General features: G+C 41.2%; 24 protein-coding genes. 17 read left to right on the top strand and 7 right to left on the bottom strand.

All coding sequences use genetic code 11. The features are described 5' to 3' along the window. Positions 1–52: 52 nt before the first annotated feature. Complete coding sequence (locus ACP2AF_RS03260; protein WP_425234810.1) at positions 53–1,078, bottom strand: transporter; 1,026 nt, start codon at positions 1,076–1,078, stop codon at positions 53–55. Between the two features lie 83 nt (positions 1,079–1,161). After that, entirely contained in the window at positions 1,162–1,542 is a 381-nt protein-coding gene (locus tag ACP2AF_RS03255; RefSeq protein WP_425234809.1) for a hypothetical protein, read from the bottom strand. 158 nt (positions 1,543–1,700) lie between these two features. Here ACP2AF_RS03255 and ACP2AF_RS03250 point away from each other — a divergent pair, with 158 nt between their 5' ends. Further along, positions 1,701–2,453: a head GIN domain-containing protein gene (locus ACP2AF_RS03250; RefSeq protein WP_425234808.1), complete on the top strand. Its 753-nt coding sequence runs from the start codon at positions 1,701–1,703 to the stop codon at positions 2,451–2,453. A 57-nt stretch (positions 2,454–2,510) separates the two neighbouring features. Here the strand turns inward: ACP2AF_RS03250 and ACP2AF_RS03245 are convergent, their stop codons facing one another. Together ACP2AF_RS03245 and ACP2AF_RS03240 are read right to left on the bottom strand one after the other, a co-directional pair. Beyond that, complete coding sequence (locus tag ACP2AF_RS03245; RefSeq protein ID WP_425234807.1) at positions 2,511–4,574, bottom strand: M16 family metallopeptidase; 2,064 nt, start codon at positions 4,572–4,574, stop codon at positions 2,511–2,513. A gap of 1 nt (position 4,575) precedes the next feature. After that, positions 4,576–5,895, bottom strand: a complete 1,320-nt coding sequence (locus ACP2AF_RS03240; protein ID WP_425234806.1) for a M16 family metallopeptidase — start codon at positions 5,893–5,895, stop codon at positions 4,576–4,578. Positions 5,896–6,061: 166 nt separating this feature from the next. Between ACP2AF_RS03240 and ACP2AF_RS03235 the strand changes: the two genes are divergently transcribed. The 6 genes from ACP2AF_RS03235 (at position 6,062) to ACP2AF_RS03210 (ending at position 13,596) form a co-directional block, all read left to right on the top strand. Then, complete coding sequence (locus ACP2AF_RS03235; RefSeq protein ID WP_425234805.1) at positions 6,062–6,517, top strand: DUF4199 domain-containing protein; 456 nt, start codon at positions 6,062–6,064, stop codon at positions 6,515–6,517. 135 nt (positions 6,518–6,652) lie between these two features. Continuing rightward, positions 6,653–7,213, top strand: a complete 561-nt coding sequence (gene rplU, locus ACP2AF_RS03230; RefSeq protein WP_425234804.1) for a 50S ribosomal protein L21 — start codon at positions 6,653–6,655, stop codon at positions 7,211–7,213. 25 nt (positions 7,214–7,238) lie between these two features. After that, entirely contained in the window at positions 7,239–7,499 is a 261-nt protein-coding gene (rpmA, locus tag ACP2AF_RS03225) for a 50S ribosomal protein L27 (protein WP_425234803.1), read from the top strand. Positions 7,500–7,630: 131 nt separating this feature from the next. Further along, entirely contained in the window at positions 7,631–9,226 is a 1,596-nt protein-coding gene (locus ACP2AF_RS03220; protein WP_425234802.1) for a tetratricopeptide repeat protein, read from the top strand. Between the two features lie 422 nt (positions 9,227–9,648). Next, positions 9,649–12,513 carry a TonB-dependent receptor gene (locus ACP2AF_RS03215; RefSeq protein WP_425234801.1) on the top strand — a complete coding sequence of 955 codons (2,865 nt, stop codon included), beginning with the start codon at positions 9,649–9,651 and terminating at the stop codon, positions 12,511–12,513. A gap of 72 nt (positions 12,514–12,585) precedes the next feature. Next, positions 12,586–13,596, top strand: a complete 1,011-nt coding sequence (locus tag ACP2AF_RS03210) for a phytase (protein WP_425234800.1) — start codon at positions 12,586–12,588, stop codon at positions 13,594–13,596. Here the strand turns inward: ACP2AF_RS03210 and ACP2AF_RS03205 are convergent. Then, positions 13,582–14,421: an SDR family NAD(P)-dependent oxidoreductase gene (locus ACP2AF_RS03205; protein ID WP_425234799.1), complete on the bottom strand. Its 840-nt coding sequence runs from the start codon at positions 14,419–14,421 to the stop codon at positions 13,582–13,584. The genes ACP2AF_RS03210 and ACP2AF_RS03205 overlap by 15 nt on opposite strands. Positions 14,422–14,584: 163 nt before the next feature. Then, positions 14,585–16,969, bottom strand: a complete 2,385-nt coding sequence (locus tag ACP2AF_RS03200; RefSeq protein WP_425234798.1) for a TonB-dependent receptor — start codon at positions 16,967–16,969, stop codon at positions 14,585–14,587. Positions 16,970–17,215: 246 nt separating this feature from the next. On the opposite strand from ACP2AF_RS03200, the gene ACP2AF_RS03195 reads away from it, so the two are divergent. From ACP2AF_RS03195 to ACP2AF_RS03185, 3 genes are all read left to right on the top strand, one after another. After that, the gene (locus ACP2AF_RS03195; protein ID WP_425234797.1) at positions 17,216–18,292 is read left to right on the top strand and encodes a sensor histidine kinase; all 1,077 of its coding nucleotides are present in this window, start codon (positions 17,216–17,218) and stop codon (positions 18,290–18,292) included. A gap of 1 nt (position 18,293) precedes the next feature. Continuing rightward, positions 18,294–19,049, top strand: a complete 756-nt coding sequence (locus ACP2AF_RS03190; protein ID WP_425234796.1) for a LytR/AlgR family response regulator transcription factor — start codon at positions 18,294–18,296, stop codon at positions 19,047–19,049. Positions 19,050–19,153: 104 nt separating this feature from the next. Then, positions 19,154–19,687 carry a hypothetical protein gene (locus tag ACP2AF_RS03185; RefSeq protein ID WP_425234795.1) on the top strand — a complete coding sequence of 178 codons (534 nt, stop codon included), beginning with the start codon at positions 19,154–19,156 and terminating at the stop codon, positions 19,685–19,687. Positions 19,688–19,839: 152 nt separating this feature from the next. Here the strand turns inward: ACP2AF_RS03185 and ahcY are convergent, their stop codons facing one another. Then, entirely contained in the window at positions 19,840–21,156 is a 1,317-nt protein-coding gene (gene ahcY / locus ACP2AF_RS03180; protein WP_425234794.1) for an adenosylhomocysteinase, read from the bottom strand. A gap of 83 nt (positions 21,157–21,239) precedes the next feature. Between ahcY and ACP2AF_RS03175 the strand changes: the two genes are divergently transcribed. From ACP2AF_RS03175 to ACP2AF_RS03145, 7 genes are all read left to right on the top strand, one after another. Beyond that, positions 21,240–21,869, top strand: a complete 630-nt coding sequence (locus tag ACP2AF_RS03175; protein WP_425234793.1) for a 4'-phosphopantetheinyl transferase family protein — start codon at positions 21,240–21,242, stop codon at positions 21,867–21,869. 44 nt (positions 21,870–21,913) lie between these two features. After that, a complete protein-coding gene (locus ACP2AF_RS03170) occupies positions 21,914–22,174 on the top strand; it encodes a thiamine-binding protein (RefSeq protein ID WP_425234792.1) in 261 nt (86 codons plus the stop codon). Continuing rightward, positions 22,158–22,796, top strand: coding sequence for a nicotinamide riboside transporter PnuC (gene pnuC, locus ACP2AF_RS03165; protein ID WP_425234791.1), 639 nt, complete (start codon positions 22,158–22,160; stop codon positions 22,794–22,796). Before ACP2AF_RS03170 ends, pnuC begins: the two co-directional genes overlap by 17 nt. Continuing rightward, the gene (locus tag ACP2AF_RS03160; protein ID WP_425234790.1) at positions 22,751–23,314 is read left to right on the top strand and encodes an AAA family ATPase; all 564 of its coding nucleotides are present in this window, start codon (positions 22,751–22,753) and stop codon (positions 23,312–23,314) included. The genes pnuC and ACP2AF_RS03160 overlap by 46 nt, the downstream gene beginning before the upstream one ends. Next, the gene (locus tag ACP2AF_RS03155; RefSeq protein WP_425234789.1) at positions 23,311–24,861 is read left to right on the top strand and encodes a DUF4301 family protein; all 1,551 of its coding nucleotides are present in this window, start codon (positions 23,311–23,313) and stop codon (positions 24,859–24,861) included. The genes ACP2AF_RS03160 and ACP2AF_RS03155 overlap by 4 nt, the downstream gene beginning before the upstream one ends. Before the next feature lie 221 nt (positions 24,862–25,082). Next, entirely contained in the window at positions 25,083–25,403 is a 321-nt protein-coding gene (locus ACP2AF_RS03150) for a hypothetical protein (protein ID WP_425234788.1), read from the top strand. Positions 25,404–25,838: 435 nt separating this feature from the next. Beyond that, the gene (locus ACP2AF_RS03145; RefSeq protein WP_425234787.1) at positions 25,839–26,141 is read left to right on the top strand and encodes a hypothetical protein; all 303 of its coding nucleotides are present in this window, start codon (positions 25,839–25,841) and stop codon (positions 26,139–26,141) included. Positions 26,142–26,270: the final 129 nt, after the last annotated feature.

Raw genomic sequence — 26,270 nt, 5'->3', positions numbered from 1 at the left:
GGAAACCACAGGGAAACCCAGACAGAAATGGTTTTCATTGGTTAAATTCTAGTTACTTGAATGCATACTGTAGCCCCAACGTCAAGGTTTCCCTGCTCTTCAATTGTATTCCGTTTAAATCTTGGTACAAGGGGAGGGCATATTCAAAACCTATTCGAAGGTTTTTTAAAGGTCCATTTGGAACATAAGTGTTAAATCCTATCCCGGAATTCAAATAGTTCCCACCGGAATTATCGGTATCCGCTGTTATGACCATCATAGGATTTAGGTTGGGATCCATCCCATCTATTTCACCTACCAACAGTCCTTCTAAGCGCAGCGAAAAGCTTAACCAATCCGTTGCTTTTGCGGCCAACCAATTGTTTAAGCTAAAGCGGTTTCCATAACGGTATCCTCTATCATTTTCCCCAAAGCGGAAAATACCTCTTAATTGACCTCCATAAGATAGAATGTTTCCTTGGCAGAGATAAGTCAGTGCTAAATTTGTATCAAAAGTGCCGCTTCCAATTTGCATGGGATAAGGCAGTTCCACCGCATTAGGTAAAGATGCCGGTGTAACATCACTTTCCGTAATGCTACCGCTAGGGATGGAAAATCCCAATTGGGCATGCATCGTTTGCCTATTCTTATTGAAGAACTTGTAGAGTCCGGAAACTTGGATGTCACCCAATCCCGAAGCTTCAGTAGTGAACATGCCGCCCATTCGGGTAACGTGGTCCATTTCCATGGACAGGTAATTGAACATAACCATTAAAGTGAGCTTATCACTTGGGGCATACATAGCACCTAGCATATGCATATTCATAGGCATTTGGGTAGGGGTCACCATATAATTGGCCAAGGCATCATCAAAAGAGGCATCATCGCTCCCCTGCTTTAAATCCTCCATATTCATATACATGTATCGGTAGCTGAACATCCATTCACCCTTACCGTGCATGTGATCCCCCATTATCGGGATAGGAGCATGTCCATCCGGTCTGCCCGCGGACCATTTTTCAATGTTGGTACTATTTGTTTCTTGGGCACAAAGCGCTAGTGTTACCATCGCTAAGATGGTAGAGATATAAACTTTCACGTATGTATTTTTAAATTTTTGGAAATAGATAGTTGGCAGGTCCATGAGCTTCAATCAGATTTGGACCTACAAAAAAAGAAAAACTAAACGCCAAAGCTAGGCGGGCGAAAGCTGGAGTCGCTAAATAGAAAACTGTAGTTATTACTGTAATAAAGGGCTGAGGTACTTCGGGTAATTTCAATCTTTTGTGCAGGGATGGCGAGAACATCAATAAAACCTATGGGATATTCTTCCATGGCTATTTTTGGGAGATTCTGTTTTTTCTCTTCGTTCTGTTCGTTGAGTCTTTGCATAAGGTAGCACTTTCCATTACATTGCATTTCTACCTTGTCCTTATTAATACAAAGAAATTCGGCAATGTAATCTTGATCTACTATATATTCAAACAAAGGGAATACAGGACGGAGCATAGCCAAGACATAGAGGAAAATAAAAAAAGACGCCCAAAAAACTTTCAAGTCCATTTATTTTTGCAAAGTTAGGCGATGAAAACGTTTTAGACTGTTTTTCGTCATGAAAATTTACCTAATAGCACTTGGAAATTTTTGGTCAATAACTGTAACAATTTATTCCACATATAGTCTTTCATATACTGGAAGAAACAACAATAAAACCTATGGAGATGAAAAAAAATACTTTGTACAATTTGATCCTTACTTTTTTAGCCCTTGGAGTGTTCCAAATGAATGCCCAGACCAAAACCTTGGCGGTAGACTCTTTTGATAAGATTATCCTTAGTCCTTATATCAGCGCAACCTTAGTTGAAGGAGACAAGGAATCCGTGTATTTTGAATACGCCAACGTGTCCGAAGAGGAAATCAATGTGGAGGTCGAAGGCAAGACTTTACGTATCTATCTGGATGGTGCCAAAACATTGGATAGAAATGAAAAGGTCAGTGGAAACGGGTACAATATGAGTAGGGCCTATTACGAGGGAGCCGAGGTAAAGGCGATAATCACTTATAAAAGTTTGGAAACCCTGTCCGTTCGAGGCGAAGAAATAATACGTTGCGATAGCACAATAGACCAAAAAGATTTTACATTGCGAATTTATGGCGAATCACAAGTATACCTCTCCGATGTTGACTTGGAAAAGCTCAAGGTCACTATCTATGGAGAGAGCTACCTCGAAGTTCAAAAGGGAACTGTGGGTTATCAAAAGTTTACGGCTTACGGTGAAAGCAAGGTAAATACCTTGGGCATTGACAATGAGGACACCAAGATATTGGCCTATGGCGAAAGTGATTTTAGGGTTAACGTAGCGGACAGGCTTAAAGTTACTTGCTATGGGGAAACCCATATTACCTATGAAGGCAGTCCAAAAATAGATAGAGGCATCGTTGTTGGCGAGGCTACTATCCGCAAGATTGGTTAGTGTTTATTTAATTGAAGAGGGCACGGACAAGGTTTAAACCCTGTCCGTGTTCATTTTTTATTCAAAATCCGCATCTGAGACCCCCTCATTCACTTTTATTTCCTGTACCAAAAACTCCATACTTTGAGGCCCCATGGATTGGGTTAATTTGAAAGGGAATTTTATGCCGGATACTTCTTTGTAATCATCATAGATCAAAGTTTGTTGCATTTTCTGCCCTTGCATTTCCGTAGTATTGACCTCTTGTAACTTAAGGCCACTTTCCATATCATAGAAAATTGATTTTTCATCGTTTATTCTCAATTTATAGGCTTTCTTACCTTCAATGGTTTCGATACCTTCCAGAACAACATTATTGTTTAAGTAGTTGAGCTCCGGAAAAGGAGCGGACTCTTCTTTTACCTTCTTCAATTCCGCTTCTCCCAAATCCTTGCGTTGACCTTGCATCACCATATAGCCCATATCACCGTCGAGGACCTGCTTGCTCATGGAATTACCCATCACCTTAACATCTTGCATAAATTGGTTCTTGGCCGTTTTTTTCAGTTCAAGATTCAATTTTGCCCCTTGCATTTCTGCCTCTGCCATTAAGGCATAAGATTGTACCCCTTCCAGTTTTTCCTTTCCACCCAAGGCACTGAGATATTTATGGATAACATCATTGGCCGTAATGCCATCTGGTATTTTGGCACTATAATCCGGTGTTTCCGTTGCGTTTGCGTATTTGTCAAAATACTTTACGGGAATATTCTTTCCATTGAAGGGTATCTTTTCCAAATTCTCGGCAACTTCGCTTCCCTTTCCCGTAACCACGATTCGGAAATTGTTCAAGGCAATGAATTTTTGGGCGGCTTCTTGGATTTGTTCCGCCGTTACCGCATTAATTTTTTCCAAGTAGGTGGTGTAAAAATCCTCGGGTAAATCTTCGGTCAGAATATTAAGGGCATAACGCGCAATGGTTTCCGGTCGTTCCAAGGCCATGACAAATTCCCCCATATATTCGGCTTTGGAGATTTCGATTTCCTCGGCAACCACCTTTTCATTTCTAATCCGATTTAATTGGTCCAGAAATACCGTTACGGCACTGTCCGTAACCGCATTTCGTACACTGGCTCCGGCACGAAAGCGGGAGACATATCTATCCGCCCCAATATTTGATCTAGCGCCATAGGTATACCCCTTGTCCTCACGAAGACTGGCATTTAGGTAGCTGCGCATACCACCGCCTAGGATATTATTGGCCAATAACGAGGGAAAGTAGTCTTTATCCCCCATTTTTAAATCTATCACATTTTGTACAGCAATTTCAGACTGTACCGCATTGGGCATATCCACAAAATTTATTTGGGTGTACTGTACATTTTTTGGTTCAGCGAGTGTAAAAACAGGTGGACTGGCCTTTCGCCATAATTGAAAAAGTTCAGTAACTTTTTCTTTGGTCTTCTCGAAATCCACATCACCTATTATGGCTAAATAAGCGTTTTTAGGAACAAAATAGTTACGATAATTGGATGCCACTTGCTCAAGGGTAACCCGTTTTACACTTTCTTGGGTCATAAATTCCCCATACGGATGGTTCACCCCGTATGCCAATGCACTTTCTACCCTTCTTGCTGCGGTGGCCACACTTTTTTCCCCGGATTTAAGGGCATCCAAAAGAATGTTTCGTTCCTTTTCCAGTTCTTCCGTCGTAAAATTGGGATTAAGTGCCGCATCGGCAAGCAGTTCCAAAATTCGATCCGCGTATTTGGATAGACCGGAAGCAGAGGCCCCAATAGAACTAAAAGTAATTGATGCGCCCATATAGTCCACTTCTTCGTTGTAGGTATCCTTATCCATATTGGTAGAGCCTTTGCCCAATAAGCTGCCGGTCAACTGACTTACGCCAGCTATTTCACCTTCCACATAGGGAGGGTTGTCTATGGCCAACGTATAGGAGACCCTAGGGAGTTTATGGTTTTCAACAACGATAACCTGCAGACCATTGTCCAATTTAAAAGTTTGGGGAACGCCTAAATTGATTTCGGGAATAGGTCCTATCTCTGGTTCCTTGCTTCTGTCCAGTTGCGCTGTTAAAGCGCATGTAATCAATAAAAACAGTGATAAAATGGATTTTTTCATCTTATTGGTTTTCCGTTTTCGGTAAATACTCCAGTAATAAGCGTTGATTTGAGCCCAGGTATTTTTTGGCAATGTCCCTAATTTCTTCCCGGGTTATGGAACGATACAAGTCTATTTCGGAATTAATAAGGTTGGTATCCCCATAGAGTAGATAATATTCGGCTAAGGAAGCTGCAACTCCTTCGAGAGTCGCGTTGGAGTTCACAAATTGATTTTCAAACTGGTTCAACAGTTTTTGATGGTCCTTTTCCGAAATGAGTTCTGCCTGCAATTTTTGAATCTCCTGGTCAAATTCCACAACTAAAGCATCTAAAGGGGTCTCCCCCAAGGGAAGGGCCAAAATGGCGTAAATACCGTAATCCTCTTGACTTAAGTTTACCGCCTGTACGGCAAGGGCCATTTTTTTGTCATCCACCAGTTTTTTATACAATTTGGAACTGTTCCCATTACTTAAATATGTGGATATCATATCCAACACCCTGGCATCCCTTGTTGTAAAGGAAGGTGTTCTATAACAGGCCACTACTGCCGGTATTTGGATATTGGCGTCATGGGCCGTTGCCTTAAATTCCTGTGTAATCGGTTTTTCCTTAGGGGAACTGCGCTCGATTTTGGAGCCTTTGGGAATAGGTCCAAAATAGTCCTGGATCATTTTTTTCGTTGATGGGACGTCGATATCGCCTGCTACGATCAAAGCGGCATTGTTCGGGACATAGAATTTCTTGTTAAAAGCGATAAACTCTTCTAGGGTGGCCGCATCCAGATGCTCCATGGAACCAATGGTAGTCCAACGGTAGGGGTGCTCTACAAAAAGGTTTTTCTTTATTTCCGCAAGTAAATTTCCGTAAGGACGGTTATCCACACGCTGTCTTTTTTCCTCTTTCACCACTTCGTTTTGGGTGTCCACGCCCACCTGTTCGATTACGGGGTGCAGCAGCCGCTCGGATTCCAACCAAAGGCCTGTTTCCAAAGCATTGGAAGGGAAAACTTCATAATAATAGGTACGGTCATCATTGGTATTGGCATTGTTTCTTCCTCCTTTAGAGGAAACTATTTTATCCCATTCCCCACGGCCGATGTTTTTGGTTCCCTCAAAAAGAAGATGTTCAAAAAAGTGCGCAAATCCCGTGCGTTCGGGGTCTTCGTCTTTGGCCCCAACATGATAAACCATTGAAGTCACAACAATAGGGGCCGTATTATCCTGATGGAGGATTACGTGTAGTCCATTACTGAGGTCGTATTCTTCAAAAGAAACTTCCTGAGCGTTACTGCTGAAAACCAGTAGAATGGATAGAAGTAAAAAGAGAGGTAGCTTTTTCATATTTTTAAGAAGGTTGCGTCCGTATATCCTTTTAAATAAGTAGTGAATGAAAACTCTTTGTTACACGAATTTAATTTTTTTAAGGGATTGAGTAAGATCCTAGCTACGCTTTAACAAGAATTTCTAACATATTTTGTATTTTTAGATTAATATAAAAACATGGGAAATGAAGGAGTTTGCTTTGCCCATTAGATTTGGTGTGGCCACAAGTGGTTGCCTTATTGCCTATTTCCTCATGCTATCGCTCTTCAATCTACACATTAATGTATTCTATAGTCTTTTTAATGGGGTGATTACGGGTTTTGGAATTTATGAAGCCATTAAGTTTTTTAGGTTAAGGGACAAGGAGGGATTCAATTATGGAAAAGGTTTTACCGCTGGCTTGATTACGGGGTGCGTGGCTACCTTAATTTTCACTTTGTTTTTTGCATTGTATTCTACCGAGCTCAACGTCGAGTTTTTAAATGAGCTTTCCACGGCATGGGCCAAGGACTATCGCAATTTTGAGGGTATAGTTTTCCTTACGGTCGCTGTTATGGGTTTTGCTACTTCTTTAGTACTTACGCTTTCTTTTATGCAGCTTTTCAAGACAAGCAATAACCCCAAAAATAAATCGGTTTAAAAACTCCTTAAAATCACTTGTGGATTAGCGAATTACCCCTATATTTGCACCCGCCTATAAAAAAATCCAAAGGTGGATTTTTAGGGGAGGAGAGTCCAAAATGAGGACTATTAAATTAAAATCAATATACACGCTATGTACGCAATTGTAGAGATGGCAGGGCAGCAATTTAAAGTTGCAAAAGACCAAAAAGTGTATGTTCACCGTTTGCAAACGGAAGAAGGCAAAAAGGTTACCTTTAACAATGTACTTCTTTTGGATGACGGTAAGAACGTAACTGTTGGCGCCCCGGCTATAGACGGAGCCGCTGTTGAGGCTAAAGTCGTTAAGCACCTAAAAGGTGATAAAGTAATCGTCTTCAAAAAGAAAAGACGCAAGGGATATCGTAAGAAAAACGGCCATAGACAATACCTTACGGAGATTGTTGTGGAAAGTATTATTGCCAAAGGGGCTAAAAAAGCTACTGCTGAAAAGGCGAAGGAGGAAAAGCCTGCCGCCAAGAAGGCCGAAGTAAAAAAAGAAGCTCCAAAAGCCGCTCCGGTGAAGGAGACCGCTAAGCCCAAGCCAGCACCCAAAGCGGTTGAAGACTTGAGCAAGAAAACAGTGGCCGAACTCAAAGAAATGGCCAAAGCGAAGGATATTACGGGGTATTCCTCAATGAAGAAAGCCGATTTGATAGCGGCATTGGAAAAATAAGAAACGAACTAAAAAACGATAGATCATGGCACATAAAAAAGGTGTAGGTAGTTCAAAAAACGGTAGGGAATCAGAATCGAAACGCTTAGGCGTAAAGATTTATGGTGGTCAAGCTGCCATTGCTGGAAATATTATCGTTAGACAACGCGGTACCAAACACAATCCCGGTGAAAACGTATATGCTGGCAAGGACCATACTTTACATGCCAAAGTAGATGGCCTGGTTAAATTTGAAAAGAAGGCAGGTGGAAAATCCTATGTTTCCATAGAGCCGTTTGAAGCTTAAAAACCTTTACCAGTCGTTATAGAATTAACCCTTACTGAATAGTGAGGGTTTTTTATTTTAAAGTTTTAATAACCCTATAATAATGCAATAGTTATTGTAAATGATATACTTCGGCCTTCAAAAGCTATCTAATGACCCCGACCCTTTTTGATTTTTTTCGCTTTTCCTTGCTGTTGGTATCGATATCCCTTTGCAGTGGCCAAATGGAAACAGGTTCACCCTCCTTCTATAGGCAATTGGATTCAACCTTTTTTATGCTTAAGGCGAATTTGGAAAAGGTTAAAAAGCAGCCGTCCCAGGAAAAGATTGCCCATGGCCATCTTCAATTAGGAGAATTCTATCGTCAAACCGGAGTGTATTCCGAAGCTGTGGACCAATATAATAAGGCCATCGAATTTGTCGATTCCGATGCAAATGATACACTCTATGCCATATTGAACAATAGTATTGGAAAAGTGCATCTTTCCCTGAACAAATTTGAACTGGCCAAGCAGTTTTTCGATGAGAGTCTTCGAAGTTCGGAGAATTTGGGCTACGTACAAGGACAAGCTGTTTCAAAAGGCCTTTTAGGCTCATGTTATGAAAAACAGGGAGAATATTTGCAGGCATTGAACTACCAAAAAGAAAGCTTGTCATTATTCATAAAATTGGAGGATGTTAACGGTATATCAATGGTGAACGAAAATATTGGTAGTATCTACGAGGATTTGGGCCAGTATGACCGCGCCTACGAATATTTTGCCAAATCCTATGGATATTTAAGGGACAAAGGCACTCGTGAAGAGGCCAATGTGCTCAATAACTTGGGCGATACATATCGTAAACAAGGAGACTATATCCAATCTATTGAGTATACTCAAAAGGCACTTTTGGTGGCAGATAGAATCCATGACTACCATCAACTGGAAAGTGCCAACAAAGACCTGTCCAAAGCCTATGCATTGATTGGGAATTACAAAGAAGCACATAAGCATCTTATAGAAGCCGAAAAGTACAACAAAGCGTGGCTTCAAGCACACAACACCAATCAGCTCAACGTCTTACAGGCCATTTATGAAACCAACAAAAAGGAAGCGGAGATTCAACTATTAAAAGAACAGAACAAGGTAAACCGGGCCAATCAAAACCTACTATGGGTAGCCCTTTTTGCCATAGCGGCCATTTTGACCATCCTTTATAGCTATATGGGAAGAAAACGAAAGGCCAAATTGAAGTTACAGGAATATAGGCAAAGGACGTTAAAGGCGGAATTGGAAAAAAAAGAATATGAGGAAAAGAACTTGCAACGGGAGATTAAATTGAAGACCGCGGCACTCTCGAGATATAGCCTGCATTTATCCCAAAAGAACAAAATCCTACTCGATTTGTCCAATACCCTGCGAAATATTGCATCCCGGAAAAATATGGATTCCAGTATCAAGATAAAGGATTTGGCCAAGGAAATCGACTTTAATCTACAACAAGAGCACGAATGGGACGAGTTCATGAATTTTTTTAAGGAGATTCATCCAGACTTTATCAAAAAGCTTTCCTCTCTTTCGGAAAGCAACCTTTCTCCGGCCGAGATGAGACTGGGGATGTTGTTACGATTGAACCTTACCTCAAAGGAAATTGCCTCTATCCTAAGGGTCACTCCGGATAGTGTTCGGGTAGCCCGATATCGTCTACGTAAAAAGTTGCCCATAGATCAAAAGGAAGAGCTGGTGAATTTCATGGTCGAGCTTTAGTTAGTTGTTTACGGTTTGTTGTTTATGGTTTTTTGTTTGGGATTTAGAAATGGTCCAACATGGAAATTTGAAAATTGTATCAATTTGGAAATGGATTTACGAAGCCCTGGTTTTTTCCGAATTGCTTGTGATTGTATTGGGGTTGATTTTTGAATTTACACTTGCACTTATAGTGGCCGTGGCAGTTTGCCGTTTGTTGTTTGGAATTTGGGTTTTCTACGTTGTACTTTGTTTTCTGTCATCTTTTTTCCATCATAGACCACCCGTTATTAAGGCCCGCGTTAAAGCAATGTAAAATAATCATGATTGTTGCCTTCTTGTTTACCCCAATAGTTTGTTTTGTTTCCCTTTTGTTGCCCTTTAAAAAATGCGCTAACCACTTGATCGCTATAGCTTTGGAGTAAAACTTAATTCAAGAAACAATGAAGGCGATTAACCTGTTAAAACTACTTTTTGTAACGCTATTTGTCTTTTTGGGAGTAGCGGAAAGCACAGCACAATCCGGGAACATTCAGGGTACAATTTCCGACGAAAACGGTATTTACGTCTCTGGCGCCAACATTTTTATAGCGTCGTTGAATAAAGGAACTGTATCCGATTTTGACGGAAGATTTACCCTTGTGGATGTTCCGGGAGGAAACTACAATGTACAGATTACCTATATCGGATATGCCGATGTTGACCAAGAAGTTACGGTCACCGATGGTGAAACGGCAAGTATTGTAGTGGAACTGATCCCTACCAACTATCAATTGGACGAGGTGGAAGTGGCCGCACAAGGGCTTAGTGGTCAGGCCAAGGCCTTGAACACCCAACGGACCAACCTGAATATTACCAATGTGGTTTCCACGGATCAGATCGGGAAATTTCCGGATGCCAATATCGGAGACGCCGTTAAACGTATTCCGGGGATTACCATGCAAGTGGATCAAGGTGAGGCCAGGGATGTTATTATTAGGGGACTTTCGCCACAGCTTAATTCGGTGACCTTGAACGGTAGCCGTATCCCCTCCGCAGAAGGGGATAACCGAAATATACAGATGGACCTGATACCTTCCGATATGATTCAGACCATAGAGGTGAACAAGGCAGTTACCCCGGATATGGATGGTGATGCCCTTGGGGGTTCCATAAACTTGGTAACGCGTAGCGCCCCACAGGGATTTAGACTCTCCACTACTTTGGGCTCCGGGATTAATTTTATTACCAATACCAGGAACCTCAATGGTGCATTCCTTTTGGGAGACCGCAGCAAGAATGGCAAGTTTGGATGGATGTTGGGTGCTGTGATTCAGGATAATGACTTTGGATCAGACAATGTTGAAGCAGAATGGGACAATGAATTTGCCTTCGCCAACGCTGCCGGTGAGGAGGAGGAAATAGATGTGAACCCGTATACAAAAGTTTTTGAACAACGCACTTATTTGGTACAGCGGGTGCGACGCAGCTTTTCTGTTAATCTGGATTACCAGTTCAATGCGAACAACTCTATTTACCTGAAGACCATGTACAACTGGAGGGACGATCGGGAAAACCGTTACGTAGTCGCTTCGGAGTTGCTGGATTGGGATGAAGTTCCTGAGGGCGATTTTACCCTGACCAACAATACGCCCACACGCTTCCCTGCCGAAGTGGCGCGGGAGACCAAAGGGGGTATTGATGATGACCGCAATCAAAATACCCGGTTGGAAGACCAACGGATGCAAAACTATTCGCTGGGGGGAAATCATTTGTGGGGCAAGGCCAAGATCGATTGGATGGCCTCCTACGCCAAGGCTTCCGAGGAACGTTTGGACGAACGCTATGCACAATATAAAACGGAGTACATTGTCAATAATGACAATAGCGACCCTGAATTCCCTATTATGACCGCAGAAGATCCTGCGAATACCAATGATCGATCCATTTTTGAGTTCGATGAGATTACCAATGAGACCCAATACACCGATGAGGACGATATTAACCTTTTTCTCAATGTTGAGCTGCCCGCGGATATCTTTGGCAAGGGCGATGGAACCTTAAAATTTGGGGCTAGGGGAAGGTTTAAGAACAAGACCCGTGATAATAACTTCTTCGATTATGGTGATTTGGAAGATACTTTTGGACTTATGTCCGATATTCCTGTTGTGAACAAAACAGATTCGGATTTTTTGGCCGGGGGACAATATGCTGCCGGCCTTTACCCCGATCCGGTATGGTTGGGCCGCTTGGATTTGAACGAAAATAATGGCGAATCGGTTGTCGAAGAGTTCTTGCCAGGAAATTTCGACATTCGTGAGGATGTCATAGCTGGCTATGTAATGATGAATCAAAAGCTATCGAATAAGCTAAGTGTTTTGGCCGGGGTACGGGTGGAGAACACTCAATTGGAGTCCGATGGCTTTCGTATTACCTTCACGGAAGATGACATAATTTCAGAAGAAGTAAGAGGGGAAAATTCATATACCAACGTTCTGCCGGGGATTCATTTTAAGTATGATTTTACAAACAACACCATTTTGCGATTGGCATGGACCAATACCTTGGCACGTCCTAATTATGAGGACCTTATTCCCCGGGCTGAAATCGTTAATGCGGACGATGAGATCGTCCTTGGAAATGCGGATTTGGACCCTACCACTTCCATGAACTTCGACTTGATGGCGGAGCACTATATGGAGAGTATCGGTATAATTTCCGGAGGATTGTTCTATAAGAGCATCGACGATTTTATTTACACCTTTATTTCCGAGGCACCGGATGATTCTTTTGGGCCAGGAACAGAAGGTTTTGATGTTTTTCAACCGTTGAATGGGGATCAAGCCTCTATCTTTGGAGTAGAGTTTTCATTTCAACGCCAGTTGGATTTCTTGCCCGGATTTGCCCGAAACTTCAATATCTTTTTGAACTATACCCATCTCACTTCAAGTGCGGACGGTATCCGTAACGAAGATGGGGATGAACGTACCGATATGGACCTGCCCAATACGGCACCTAACATGTTCAATGCTTCCTTGGGTTACGCAGGAAAACGTTTTAGTGCCAGGTTATCTGCCAACTTTTCTGATTCCTATGTGGATGAGTTGGGAGGAAATGCTTTTGAGGACCGGTACTATGACCAACAGTTTTTTCTGGATTTCAATTCCAGTTATGCCTTCAACAACAGATTACGGATTTATGCAGATCTGAACAATATTACCGATCAGCCCTTGCGTTTTTTCCAAGGAGTAAGTGAACGCACCCAACAGGTAGAGTACTATGGGCCTAGATTTACATTCGGATTAAAGTATGACCTGTTCAAAAAATAGCCCCTTCCAAGCACAATCTCAAAAACCGCCTCTTATAAAGAGGGTATTTGAACAATCTTAATTTTACTAGGAATGAAAAGCATTTTATACATACTTCCCTATCTGTTGGTGGTTGCCTGTAACCGAAACAGTTTACCGCCCATAAAACCGGATGTTATTACGGAAAAAGCCATAAACGATACGGATGATCCGGCGATTTGGATCAATCCGGAAGACGCCTCAAAAAGTATTGTTTTTGGAACCGACAAGGAGACGAACGGAGCCATTTATGCCTATAGTCTAGATGGAAAAATCATTGAAGAAAAGACCATTCGCAATATTCGTAGACCAAATAATGTGGATGTGGAATATGGATTTCGATTAAATGATTCAACGGAGGTGGATATTCTGGCTTTTACGGAAAGGGAAAAACAACAAATTCGTTTATTCTCAGTACCGGACATGGAGCCCCTAGATGGGGGAGGGTTCCCAGTTTTTGAAGATGAATCCGATTTTGAGCGAAGACTACCTATGGGCATTGGGCTTTACAAGTCCCCTAAAGATTCTACCATATATGCCATAGTTGGTAGAAAAACAGGGCCGGCCGATAAGTATCTCTATCAATATGAATTATCAGCGGACAGTATGGGGGTAAACGCCAACTTGGTACGGAAGTTCGGAGAGTTCAGCGGGCAAAAGGAAATTGAGGCCATTGCAGTGGACGATAAAAATGGATTTGTCTACTATTCGGATGAAGGCGTGTGCATTCGTAAGTACTATGCGGAACCTGATGAGGACGATAATGAGTTAAATTGTTTTGGGGGGGAATATTTTTTGGAGGACATTGAGGGTATAGCCTTGGCTACCTATGCCAATGGAGAGGGTTACCTCATTGTTTCCAACCAGCAACAAGGGGAGTTCAACATTTTCTCTAGAAAGGACCACACCTTTATAAAAGCGGTGAATCTGACCACGGTAGCAACGGATGGTTGCGATGTAGTGACTGTACCCTTGAATGCTACTTTCCCGAATGGACTTTTTGTGGCTATGAACGAGGAAAAGGATTTTTACTTTTATGATTTAGGGCGATTAATTGACAAATGAACGTTTTTCTGCTTTTGAGGTTTGATGTTTTGTCATCCCGCCCATGACCAATTTCATAATCCGTATTTTACCCCAACGGGGTACCGTTCGTAATCCAAATATCAGGATTTTGGTTAGTCTACCTGGAAAAACCGTCGATTTTCTGCCCAAGGCCCTTAAGATGGGAATTCCAACATCCGAAGGTTTTAAAGCATTTCCCAGCTCCATTTGGGCCACAGCGGCAAATCCACTGTTTACAGGTCCGGGAGCTGCAGTGAGTACATCAACATTGTAAGGTTTCAATTCATAGTGGAGTCCTTCACCAATAGATTGCACATAGGCTTTTGTAGCGGCATAATGGGCTGCATTAGGGACACCCTGGAAACTAACAATAGAACTCATCAAGATAATGCCCCCCTTTTTCTGTTCAGCAAATTTGCGGGCAAAATAATGGGTAAGCATCAGCAGGGCCAACGTGTTTACTTTTAGCATACGTGTTTCCTGCTCCAAAGGGGAATGAACGAATTGTCCGGAAGTACCAAAACCGGCAGAGGCCACAAAAAGCGCAATAGGAAGCTCACCTACCCCTTCTATTAGCGAATAAATATCCGTTGTGGATGCAATATCGGCTATAATGACTTCTGCGATTATTTTGTATTTTTCCTCCAATACGTCACCAAAATCCCGAAGTACTTCTTCATTCCTTCCTGTGAGTACTATGTTTAATCCAGCTTCCGCAAGTCTTTCTGCAAGCTCTTTCCCAATACCGGACGAGGCACCGGTTACCAAAGTCCAAGGGCCATATCTATCGATCAAGCGCTGCTTTAAATGATTTGAAAATCGCATATCTTCTTTATATTATGTGGTTTCCCACCCCCACCAGATTAGTTTTTGGAACCTGTAAATGGATTTTTTTTCCAGAAGTCGCTCCAACTTCTTATTGATCGGGGTTCCACGGTAATCTTTTTCTTTCTTCATGATGAGAGTATTAATTTAGGAGCTGAATCTTTTAGAATTGAAATTTGTATCCGAAATCAGGAAAGAAACCAATTTGATCCACTTGATCTACCTGATTGGTCAAACGATTGTACCTACGCACAAAAATGTTCTCATTGGCCGTAACATTTTGGAGGTCAAAATAGAATTGATGGGAACTTTTCTTGTTCCGGCTATTGATCTTCAGTCCAAACTTTACGTCCCACCGAAAGTAACCGTCGTATTGTTCACTGAAGGCCCTATCCTCTTGTAGGATTTCAAAACCGGCCTGCTGTGAGGCTTCCAGGTCTACCGGAGTGAAATAGCGACCTCCAGAAGTTGTTAATCTTGTATCCACGAACCATACATTTTTTCCCGAAGGTCCTGTCTTGAATTCCTTTCCCGCCAGCAAATTGACTACATACCCATTGTTGAACGGCGTATTGCGTTCAATACCATCGCTTCCTTCATATCTGCTTTCAAAAAATGAGCCGGTCAACAATCCGTAATATCCTTTGCTAAAGAATTTTTCTAAGGTCAGTTCAATACCTTGGTTAAAGCCCGTACCTTCATTGACCAAGGATACACGATCATTTTCAAATCCAAAATCTGCCCCTTCCGTTAGGGTGGAATAACTTGATGGGAAGGCCTCTACCGCAGCCTTTTCGATATCCTGGTAATAGACTTCTACTTTTGCCCGCCAGCTATTTGATAACTTTACGTTGTAGCCCAATACATAATGGCTGCTTTGTACATAATCCAGGTCTCTATTGGTCTGCACCAGTTCACCACCTACGTTTTCGTTTAAGAAAAGCAAGGGTAATGGAACGGGCTGGTGATGTAGCCCATACCCCAAATTGATATTGTGGCTGGGAAGAAAATTATAGTTGACCGCCGCTCTTGGCGCCACCACAAATTGCTTGTTCAAGGTGCTGTACTGGGAATGTAACCCGGCATTCAGCGTTAATTTTTCAGTAAGCCGAAGTTGTCCTTGAAGATAAGGTTGCAGAATGCTTAAATTTTCGTCGATATCCCTAAAATTTACTAGATCCGGGTCGCCATCGCCATTGCCGTCCGCTTGTTCGTTTCTGTCCAAAAGCAAACTCTCTATCCCATAGTTTTCTATGAGAATCCCAGTACGCAGGGTAAGTTTGTTGTTCACTTTTGAATTGAACAATGTAGAAAATGTGAGTCTCGTCTCGGTATTATCGGCTTCGGTATAGCGGATAAGGCGTTCTTGGGGTGTATTTTTTTCAATGAATCGGTCTACCTTAAAATCATTGCCTGAATAAGAACCTGAAACAATGGTCCGGAGAAAGGAATTGTTCCCAAGACTCAAACGATGCTTCAATCCTACGACCCCGAAACGGGATTCTACAAAGGTGTTTTCATCCTCGGCCGCAAAGAGGTCGTCCTCATCGATATCATCCCCTAGAAATTCGATGTCGGAATTTCCTATGATGCCAAAAAGTGAGAAATTACCGAGTTTTCCCCTGCCAAAATCGAGATTGAAAGAAATGTCATTGTAATTTGGTGTTGCTGCGGTACCCCCGGCGCCTATGCCCAATAAGCCCACCAAGGAATAACGTGCGGCTACCAAAAAGGAGCCGTTATTCTTTCCCATGGGCCCCTCGGCCATGGCTTCCACGCCCGTAAAAATTCCAGATTGCAAAGTGTATTCATAATCATCCGCGTTTCCCTTTCTGAACCCCAAATCAAATACACCTCCAATGGCATTACCATACTCTGCAGGGAAGGCCGAAGTAATGAAATCGGAATTTTTTAAAAGGTTTGGGTTTAGCGCAGAAACGGGCCCTCCGGTCGTACCCAAGGTAGAATAGTGGTTAGGACTTGGTATCGGAACGCCCTCTAAACGCCAAAGTAATCCAGTAGGTGAATTTCCGCGGATTACGATATCGTTGCGGCTATCGTCCGGAGCCGAAACCCCTGCAAAGTTAGCGGCCAACCGGCCTACATCGCTACGTCCCCCGGAAAATCGGGTCACTTCCTCTACACCAAACTGTCTTGCGGAAACCGTGGCCAGCTTGTTCAAAGGTTTATCCTTGTTGGTATCCGAGGTCAATACAATTTCATCCAATTGATTAAAGGATTCCAAAAGGGCAATCGTAAGAAATACATCCTTTCCTGTAGTTACTTCAACATTGGGAATCGTAGTACTTTCATAACCTATATAACTTATGCGCAGGACTTGTCGCCCTATCGGTACGTTCTTTAGAACAAACCGGCCATCAAGGTCGGTAATGACTCCAGTTGCCATTTCAGCATCTAGAAGTTCTATAGTGGCTCCCTCCAAGGGGCTTTCCGACTGTTTGTCCAAAACAATTCCTTTGACGACCCCTACTTGGGCGTATGCGCAACAAACCAGGAAAAAGAGAAAAATTACAAGAGGTTTTTTCATGACATTCTTAGTTTTTAGGCAAAGATGTTCAAGTGCCGGTACCGAACCCTAATCAAACTTGGTATGTTGCGATTTTTTCATTTGTAGGGTCGGATTCCGTATTTGAATCGAATAAGGGACTTTCATAAGACCATTTTACGACTCAAATGAAATATAGACGGTTCAAGATGAAATTTGACCGTTGTATCTTGCTGTAAATAGGGTTACCTAGGACTTCTGTATCTTTAAAATTGAATTTGTACGAAAATGCTCAGTAAAAAGACAATTAGAAAATTTCTTTTTCGATGGATGGTGGTCAATGTGGTATTTGCACTCATTAAGCTCACCGTGGAACATGAGGAGGGTGGGCTACTCACCTTTTTTACCCCTACCAGCCTGTTCTATTACAGTACAGCCTTCCTATTTTTTATGGTTACCTGGGAGCACAACGATTGGCTGATAAAAAAGCAGCTTAGAAAGGGAAAGCTAAACATAAGGAACAGCGTAACAATTTTTTTCAAGACGATGGCCTTATTGCTTCCATTGAGTATGGTCATCTATTATTTGGCCCTTTTCCCGTTTAAGGAAGATATCGGTATTGTCTGTGAAGATCCGTTATTGGAATTTAGGGCAAACGTACTTAGGGCCGCATTAATTGCTTCTACGGTCATTTTTATTAACCTGTTCTACTTTACTATGAAACAAAAGGAAGAAATGGAAAAACTGATGGAAGATTTGCAACGTGAGATGATGGTTTCAAAGTATTCTTCGTTAAAAAATCAAATTAGTCCTCATTTTCTATTTAATAGCCTTAATACACTTACCTCGCTAATGTATGAAGACAGGGACTTGGCCTCTGATTTTGTTACCCGGTTGGCATCAAGTTACCGTTATATTTTGGACAACCGCGAGCAGGATTTGGTGAGTTTACAAAAGGAGTTGAATTTTTTGGACGCTTTTGTTTTTATGATGAATGTTCGCCATAAAGATGCTGTTAGTATTAAAATGAATATCACGGTTCCAGAGGAGGACTATTGGATACCAACTTTGTCCTTGCAGATGTTAGTTGAAAATTCGTTAAAGCACAATTACTACAGCAAGGAAAAACCTTTGGAAATTCAAATCTCCAACATTGGAGAGGACGCGCTGGTAGTGCGTAACAACCTTAGAAAACGGAAACTAAGGGAACAAACGACCCAATTGGGATTAAACAATATTAAAAGACGCTATTCCTACTACACCAATAAGCAAGTATTGATAAGGGAGGAAACCGACTTTTTTGAGGTTATTATTCCTTTGTTGGACAAGGCCAACAGTGAAACAAGCTTAATTTCGATTTCGTAAAATGAGGGCGGTTATCATAGAGGACGAGGAATTTGCTTCTAAAAGATTGGGGCAATTGATACGGGAACTATCTCCGGAAATAGAAATAGTGGGTAACTTAACTTCAGTTGAGAATAGCGTGTCATGGTTCTCAAACAATACATTGCCCGATTTGATTTTCTTGGACATTCAATTGAACGACGGTTATGGATTTGATGTTTTGGACCACCTCCAGGAGCATCCTCCGGTAATTTTTACTACCGCCTACAACGAATATGCCATTCGGGGTTTTAAGTATAATGGAGTGGACTATTTGTTAAAACCCATAGTAAAGGATGAACTCAAAAAGGCATTGGAAAAGTTCCATAAGAATTCGACCAAGAACGGAATATCCCCAATGGATCATTTGGAACATCTGAAGCAGATATTCCAAAAAGAATACAAGCACCGTTTTATGGTAAAGGTGGGCAACCAGTTTCGCTCTTTTGATGTCGGGGAGATTGCCTATTTCAAATCACATGAAGGGCTTATTTATCTATATACCCATACCAACCAGTCCTTTCCTATTGAGTATTCCATCGATCAACTTGAAGAGATTTTAAATCCAGTCCAGTTCTTTCGAATCAATAGAAAGTTTATGGTTTCCGTGAAGGCAGTAATTGAAATCCACTCCTATTTTAACAGTAGATTACTACTGAAACTATTGCCCAAGGAGGAAAGTCAGGTCATTGTGTCCCGGGAGCGTACCACCAATTTTAAGCGGTGGTTGGATATGTAGTTTCTTATCCGGCTATTGTATGGATTGATGTTTTAATTTTCTGTTAATCCCGAACAACCACCCTTTAAAAAAAGTAACTTGCAGTCATAAATACAGCATAATATATGAGAAAATTTAAATTAATTCCCGTTGTACTTTTTCTTTTTCTTGTCGGGAGTCTGGGGGCTCAGAACGCTAAGGATCAGAAAATTATGAAAGATGCCGTTAAGGCCAAAAAAAGTCTTTTAAAGACCAGCTCTGGTTTGGAGACCTTTTTTGATAATTCTGCAGGCTATGTCATATTCCCTAATGTAGGCAAGGGCGGTTTTATCATTGGAGGTGCTTCTGGAAACGGAGTGGTTTATGAGAAAGGGGGCGAAGCTATAGGGATGGCCGATCTAAAAAAAATAAACGTAGGCTTCCAAGCTGGTGGACAGTCCATTATCGAGGTAATCTTTTTTGAGACCGATGTGGATTTGGATCGGTTTAAAGAGGGTAAATTTGCCTTTGAAGCCTCGGCCTCGGCAGTTGCCTTAAAATCTGGGGTTGCAGTAAATGCGAAATATGTAGATGGAGTTGCCGTATTCGCCTTGCCCAAAGCCGGACTTATGGCAGATGCTTCCGTTGGAGGGCAAAAGTTTGGGTATAGCCCATTTTAAACTTTTCGAATTTATCCGGGCAAAAAGAGTCTTTGTCTTTGGAAGCTTTTAATAGCTTAAGACGTTATGAAATAATTGTAAAAAGGCCCTTGCAATATTGCAAGGGCCTTTTGTTTTTAACTTTAAAATGAAACCTTTTAAGCGGTCTTAATCTAATATCTATAGTACTCCGGCTTAAACGGCCCTTGTACTGCAACCCCGATATATTCTGCCTGATCGGGTTTTAGGTCTGTGAGCTCGGCACCCAAACGAGAAAGATGTAGGGCCGCTACTTTTTCATCCAAATGTTTGGGCAGCATATATACCTGGTTTTCATACTTATCACTATTGTTCCAAAGCTCTATTTGTGCCAATGTTTGGTTGGTAAAGGAGTTGCTCATTACAAAGCTAGGGTGCCCCGTGGCACAGCCCAGATTCACCAACCGTCCTTCGGCCAAAACAATAATGTCTTTTCCGTCTATGGTGTACTTATCTACTTGAGGCTTGATTTCATCTCTGGTGTTTCCATGATTTTTGTTCAACCAGGCCATATCAATTTCATTATCAAAGTGGCCAATGTTACAAACAATAGCTTTGTCCTTCAAGGCTTCAAAGTGTTCCGCTCGGATGATATCCTTGTTCCCTGTGGTAGTAATAACAACATCGGCATTGCCAATTACCGTCTCTAATTTCTTTACTTCAAAACCATCCATACAGGCTTGTAGGGCACAAATGGGATCAATTTCAGTAACGGTTACTATGGAACCAGCTCCTTTAAAAGATGCGGCCGTACCTTTACCCACATCACCATATCCTGCAACAACTACGCGTTTTCCGGCCAACATGGTATCCGTCGCCCTGCGTATGGCATCCACTGCACTTTCGCGACACCCATATTTGTTATCAAATTTGGATTTGGTGACGGAATCGTTCACATTGATGGCAGGCATGGGCAAAACCCCATTTTTGAAACGCTCGTACAATCGGTGTACTCCTGTAGTAGTTTCCTCGGAAAGTCCTTTAATACCATCGGTCAATTCAGGATATTGGTCCAAAACCATGTTGGTAAGGTCACCCCCGTCATCCAAAATCATGTTCAGGGGTTTTCTATCTTCGCCAAAGAAAAGGGTCTGTTCTATACACCAATCAAACTCTTCTTCATTCATGCCTTTCCAAGCATAAACGGGAATACCCGCAGCAGCTATGGCTGCCGCAGCATGATCCTGAGTAGAGAAAATATTACAGGAACTCCAGGTTACCTCTGCACCCAGTGCCGTTAAAGTTTCAATCAATACCGCGGTTTGTATGGTCATGTGTAGACACCCTGCGATTCGCGCTCCTTTTAGAGGTTGTTCGTCTTTGTATTCTTCCCTAAGGGACATTAAACCGGGCATTTCGGCTTCTGCCAATTCAATCTCTTTCCTTCCCCAATCGGCAAGTGAAATATCTTTTACCTTATATGGTACATAAGAAACGGTTTTGGTGCTCATACTAATTTTTATTTATTACTTTAGATTAAACAGGAAATCTTCCTTTTTGCGGTTGCAAAGTTACAAATATCCTATGGAATAGCATGCTTTATAAGACTATACGTGTAAATTCATCGATATCCGTTTATGTTTGGAAGATTCAAGAATCGGAAGCCGAGCTATCCAAAGGAATCGAATTGACCCCTCATTGTCAAAAACGGATAGACGGTATGAAATCCGAGCTGCACCGAAGGGGTTTTCTGAGTATTCGACATTTAATGGCGGAGGCAGGATATGTAGATGCAGATTTGTACTATGATACCGCGGGGAAGCCTCATCTTGTTGATGGCAGAAAAATTTCTATTACCCATTCCGGCCATTTTACCGGAATTATAGTTAGCGACTCCATTGAAGTAGGGATTGATATAGAAAGGCAAAGGGACAAAATATTACGTATTGCCCATAAGTTTACGCCTATTGAGGAATATCGGACCATAGCCAATTCGGAAGCCTTGGTACGGAAGCTTACCATTGTCTGGGGAGCGAAGGAATCCCTTTATAAAATATGTTCTGATCGAGGAATCAGTTTTTTGCACCATATAGACGTAAAGGATTTTTCATTTGCGGATAATTGTACAAAGGCGGAAGTTTTATATCACGGAAATTTATCTCAATATAATGTCCATTTTTTGGAATTTGAGGGTTTTAGCTGCGTTTATGCGCTAAAAAGTTGATAAGTTTGTGATTTATGTTTCTTAAACTTTCCTAGCACTGAACTATGCACATTTCCGTTGAACTTACCTTTTCCCCTTTACAGGACGATTTTGAGGAGCACATCATCAACTTCATAAAAAAACTTAGGGCTTCCGGGCTTACCATTTTAGAGAATCCATTAAGTACCCAAGTATTTGGAGACTACGAGACTGTAATGACTTTGCTGCATACCGAAATCAAGACAGCTTTTGAGATGATGGACAAGGGTCTGATGTATATAAAAATCGTAAAATCCGACCGAAGCGAGTATGAACCTCATTTTTGATTGGATTTTTTCGCAATATCAGGACACACCCATCCATATTGTTGTCCTGGAATTGATAAGTGCTTTTTTTGGACTGTTAAGCGTTATATATTCCAAACGGGGAAATATATTGGTTTTTCCCACGGGAATAATAGGCACTGGAATAGCAGTTTATATATTATGGGTTTATGGCCTCTTGGGCGATATGCTCATAAACGCCTACTATTTCGCCATGAGTATAATAGGTTGGTTTGCCTGGACCAGAAAAGTGGACGGAACCCACTTCATACCAGTCACCTTAACAACGACAAAAGAGAAGAAATGGTCAGTCCTGCTTTTTGCAGCGGCTATTGTTTTTGTGGCTATTATCTACTCGGCTACGGATAGGTTTAATACTTGGACGGCATATACGGATATACTTACAACGGCATTTTTTTTCGTAGGGATGTGGCTTATGGCCAAAAAGAAGCTGGAAAATTGGATATATTTGATTATTGGTGACATCATCACCGTTCCGCTCTATTTGTACAAAGGACTTATCTTTAGTTCGATACTGTTTTTCATTTTAACCATAATTGCCATTTTCGGTTATTTCTCATGGAAGAAAGACTTAAACAAAAGCCCTCAGACGTTGTTAAGGTAGTTCTGTTCGGACCGGAATCAACAGGGAAGACCACTCTGGCTAAACAGCTGGCAAGGCATTACAATACCGTATGGGTACCGGAATATGCCCGAGAATATCTGCAAAATAAATGGAACAGTGAGCAAAAGGTCTGTGAGCCTAAGGACTTGTTACCCATAGCCGAAGGTCAAATGAGGTTAGAAAACGAACTGACCAAAAAAGCAACAAAAGTTCTTGTTTGTGATACCGATTTGTTGGAAACCAAAGTATATTCCGAAGCATATTATGTTGGGCATTGTAATTCGTTACTGGAAGAATATGCATTGAAAAATTCGTATCATCTTTATTTCCTTACCTATATAGACATTCCTTGGGTAGGCGATGACCTTAGGGACAAGCCCAACGAAAGGGAACGAATGTTTGCGTATTTTAAGGATACTTTGGAAAAATATAACCGTAATTTTGTAATCCTAAAAGGAAATGAGGAAACACGGTTGTCAACGGCCATAGAACACATAAATAATTTAATTGATAAATGATACAGCTTTCGGAAAGGGATTTGCAACAACTGGAAAGTAAAGGTATTACAAAGGAAATTGTACAAAGACAAATCGGAACTTTTAAAGAAGGAATTCCTTTTGTGAGGTTGGAAAAAGCAGCTTTGGTAGATGATGGGATTTTAAAGTTTTCGGAAGATGAACAGACCCGAATGGTTCGCTATTTTGAAGAGTACAGCGGGCCTCTTTCCTTACTAAAATTTGTTCCTGCCTCCGGGGCAGCTTCAAGAATGTTTAAGGCTTTGTTCAATTTTTTGGATGCATATGACCCTGACCGTGAAAGTTTAGAGGATTATCTTAGGCGAACAAATGATGCCGACCTTAGGCAGTTTTGGAAAGGTCTATCGGATTTTCCATTTTATAATCTGGTGCAGAATAGAATATCCGAAAAGGCAAGTACTAGAGGAAAAGAATTATACTTGTTCGTTAAGGAAATGATGTCCGAAAATACCTTGAATTATGGCTTTTATCCCAAAGGTCTTCTACCTTTTCATAAATATGGGGAAAATGTGGCCACACCTTTTGAGGAGCATCTGATTGAAGCGTCCAAGTATGCCAAGACCGAGCAGAAAGCAAATCTGCATTTCACAATTTCCCCGCAGCATGAAGAAATGTTCAAAAAGGAATTCGATTCGGTCAAGGAACGGGTTTCTGCCAAGACAAACACTTTCTATCAGGTCGAGTATTCTTATCAAAAACCTTCTACCGATACCATAGCTGTAGATATGGAAAATAACCCATTTCGCGATAATGATGGTTCATTGTTGTTCAGACCTGGCGGACATGGGGCGTTGATTGAAAATTTGAACGAACAAGATGCCGATGTCATATTTATTAAAAATATTGATAACGTAGTTGTTCCAGAAGTTTTGGAAGAAGTATCGGACAGTAAAAAAACATTGGCAGGAGTTTTATTGGAGGTTCAACAAAAGGCGTTTGAATATGCTAGACTGCTGGATGGAGACCCCTTAGAAAACGAAAAATTGAGGGAAATCGAGAAATTTTTGACCAATCGACTAAATGTCAAATTTTCCAATAGTTTTCCAAGCTTGGATATAACGGAACAAGTTGAGATAATAAAGGATAAAATAAACCGACCTATACGTGTTTGCGGTATGGTTAAAAATGAAGGAGAACCGGGAGGTGGCCCGTTCTGGATTCGGGATAGACATGATACGATCTCTTTACAGATTGTGGAATCCGCCCAAGTTGATATGAATAATAGCACCCAAGTTTCCATTTTTAGGAACTCCACTCATTTTAATCCTGTGGATTTAGTCTGTGGCATCAAAGATTATAAGGGGACAAAATATAATTTGCTGAATTTTATAGACCCAAAACAGGGATTTATAACAGGAAAAACAAAGGAAGGCAGGGAATTAAAAGCCTTAGAGCTTCCAGGCCTCTGGAATGGCGCTATGGCCTTTTGGAATACCATATTCGTGGAAGTGCCTTTGTCTACCTTCAACCCGGTAAAGACGGTAAACGACCTATTAAAACCTTCACATCAGGTAAGTAACGCCCGTTAAACAGCTTTGATAAAAATGGATATGGAAAATGTGTGTAAATCTTATACACTTTTCTTGGTTTTTTACACATCCCTATACAGTCATATCAAGAACAACGATTTGATTAAAGTGTTGTTTTTCAATTGATTAAAACAGTTTCAGGCAAAAAAACAACATTGGCACCGTTTTCTCCTTACTTATGGCAATTAACAGAACAAATACTATAATTTAAACACAAGAAAATGAAAAAAGTAATGTTAGTTGCAGTAATGGCCTTGGGCACAATGACTGCTTTTGCACAAGAAGAAGTAATGGAAGAAGCAACTGCAAATTTGGAAGAAGTTGCAGCTGAAGCTGTTGAGGCTCAAGATGGTTTTAACGAAGTGGCTTTGGAAGAGCTGCCAGAAGCTATCACACAAGCTTTGGAAGCCGCACATCCTGGGGCTTCAGTAGCAAAAGCTTATATGAACGAGCAGTCTCAATATAAACTTGAAGTAACCAAAGAAGACGGTGAGCAAGTTGAGTTATATGCTGATGCCGAAGGCAATTGGCTAGAGATGTAATTTAAACACGTATTATATCCATAGAGTTAATTAATATATCGCTTAGTTTGGTTTTAAAATCCCCGGCTTTATCCCCGGGGATTTTTATTGGATATACATACAAATTATCATTAGCGCATAGCCGTATATGTAGTGGATAGTCGTAATCCTGCAAAAGTCAGTTGCACTACATCTAATACTAGTTAATAACACAACGGATTATTCCTTTCAATTCAAGATTTTTTTCATTCATAAATTGCATTTGGAATATGATACCTCTGCGTGTATAATTTACACGGTTCAAATACCAAGTACCCAAAATTACACACCTTAGAGTAATTCTATTTCTTTTTAATTTATTGATAATGAACTATTTAAATTTTACCAAGTTTCTGGTACCATATTTTCTATACATAGTTCGTATTTAATTAGTAATAGTATTAAAATTTGAAAATCATGAAAAAATTAGTTTTTGTTTTAGCATTGTCTCTCGGAAGTCTAACTGCTTTCGCCCAAGATACGGATGAAGTCCAAGTTGATGCAACCGAAGCCGTTGCCGCTCAAGATGATTTTTCGGAAATCTCAGCTAGCGAATTGCCAGAGGCGGTAACCGCTGCAGTGGCCAAAAATTACCCTACTGCTACTATAGACAAGGCTTACGTTAACGAAGCACAACAATATAAACTGGAAGTTTCTTTGGAAGATGGAACCTCAGGAACTTTGTATGCTGACGAAAATGGTAACTGGATCGAAATGTAAATAACTTGAGTTATTTGTTTTGTATCAAGTTGGTTTGGTCGGAAAGGGGTCGTCATTGTACGACCCCTTTCTATTTGAACTAACTCACCCTGCAGAGTAAGCGGATTTTTTTCTTCTAACAATATATTT

It is taken from the genome of Ulvibacterium sp., assembly GCF_965248315.1.
GTDB lineage: Bacteria > Bacteroidota > Bacteroidia > Flavobacteriales > Flavobacteriaceae > Ulvibacterium.
The sequence above is the reverse complement of the archived record's forward strand: the minus strand, read 5'-3'. Positions and strand labels throughout refer to the sequence as shown.

Coding starts and splice junctions, on each gene's coding strand:
- ACP2AF_RS03155 (WP_425234789.1), top strand. CDS start 23,311: ATGATACAGCTTTCGGAAAGGGATTTGCAACAACTGGAAAGTAAAGGT.
- rpmA (WP_425234803.1), top strand. CDS start 7,239: ATGGCACATAAAAAAGGTGTAGGTAGTTCAAAAAACGGTAGGGAATCA.
- ahcY (WP_425234794.1), bottom strand. CDS start 21,156: ATGAGCACCAAAACCGTTTCTTATGTACCATATAAGGTAAAAGATATT.
- ACP2AF_RS03220 (WP_425234802.1), top strand. CDS start 7,631: ATGACCCCGACCCTTTTTGATTTTTTTCGCTTTTCCTTGCTGTTGGTA.
- rplU (WP_425234804.1), top strand. CDS start 6,653: ATGTACGCAATTGTAGAGATGGCAGGGCAGCAATTTAAAGTTGCAAAA.
- pnuC (WP_425234791.1), top strand. CDS start 22,158: ATGAACCTCATTTTTGATTGGATTTTTTCGCAATATCAGGACACACCC.
- ACP2AF_RS03175 (WP_425234793.1), top strand. CDS start 21,240: ATGCTTTATAAGACTATACGTGTAAATTCATCGATATCCGTTTATGTT.
- ACP2AF_RS03240 (WP_425234806.1), bottom strand. CDS start 5,895: ATGAAAAAGCTACCTCTCTTTTTACTTCTATCCATTCTACTGGTTTTC.
- ACP2AF_RS03235 (WP_425234805.1), top strand. CDS start 6,062: ATGAAGGAGTTTGCTTTGCCCATTAGATTTGGTGTGGCCACAAGTGGT.
- ACP2AF_RS03195 (WP_425234797.1), top strand. CDS start 17,216: ATGCTCAGTAAAAAGACAATTAGAAAATTTCTTTTTCGATGGATGGTG.
- ACP2AF_RS03215 (WP_425234801.1), top strand. CDS start 9,649: ATGAAGGCGATTAACCTGTTAAAACTACTTTTTGTAACGCTATTTGTC.
- ACP2AF_RS03150 (WP_425234788.1), top strand. CDS start 25,083: ATGAAAAAAGTAATGTTAGTTGCAGTAATGGCCTTGGGCACAATGACT.
- ACP2AF_RS03190 (WP_425234796.1), top strand. CDS start 18,294: ATGAGGGCGGTTATCATAGAGGACGAGGAATTTGCTTCTAAAAGATTG.
- ACP2AF_RS03145 (WP_425234787.1), top strand. CDS start 25,839: ATGAAAAAATTAGTTTTTGTTTTAGCATTGTCTCTCGGAAGTCTAACT.
- ACP2AF_RS03200 (WP_425234798.1), bottom strand. CDS start 16,969: ATGAAAAAACCTCTTGTAATTTTTCTCTTTTTCCTGGTTTGTTGCGCA.
- ACP2AF_RS03255 (WP_425234809.1), bottom strand. CDS start 1,542: ATGGACTTGAAAGTTTTTTGGGCGTCTTTTTTTATTTTCCTCTATGTC.
- ACP2AF_RS03170 (WP_425234792.1), top strand. CDS start 21,914: ATGCACATTTCCGTTGAACTTACCTTTTCCCCTTTACAGGACGATTTT.
- ACP2AF_RS03185 (WP_425234795.1), top strand. CDS start 19,154: ATGAGAAAATTTAAATTAATTCCCGTTGTACTTTTTCTTTTTCTTGTC.
- ACP2AF_RS03160 (WP_425234790.1), top strand. CDS start 22,751: ATGGAAGAAAGACTTAAACAAAAGCCCTCAGACGTTGTTAAGGTAGTT.
- ACP2AF_RS03205 (WP_425234799.1), bottom strand. CDS start 14,421: ATGCGATTTTCAAATCATTTAAAGCAGCGCTTGATCGATAGATATGGC.
- ACP2AF_RS03210 (WP_425234800.1), top strand. CDS start 12,586: ATGAAAAGCATTTTATACATACTTCCCTATCTGTTGGTGGTTGCCTGT.
- ACP2AF_RS03250 (WP_425234808.1), top strand. CDS start 1,701: ATGAAAAAAAATACTTTGTACAATTTGATCCTTACTTTTTTAGCCCTT.
- ACP2AF_RS03245 (WP_425234807.1), bottom strand. CDS start 4,574: ATGAAAAAATCCATTTTATCACTGTTTTTATTGATTACATGCGCTTTA.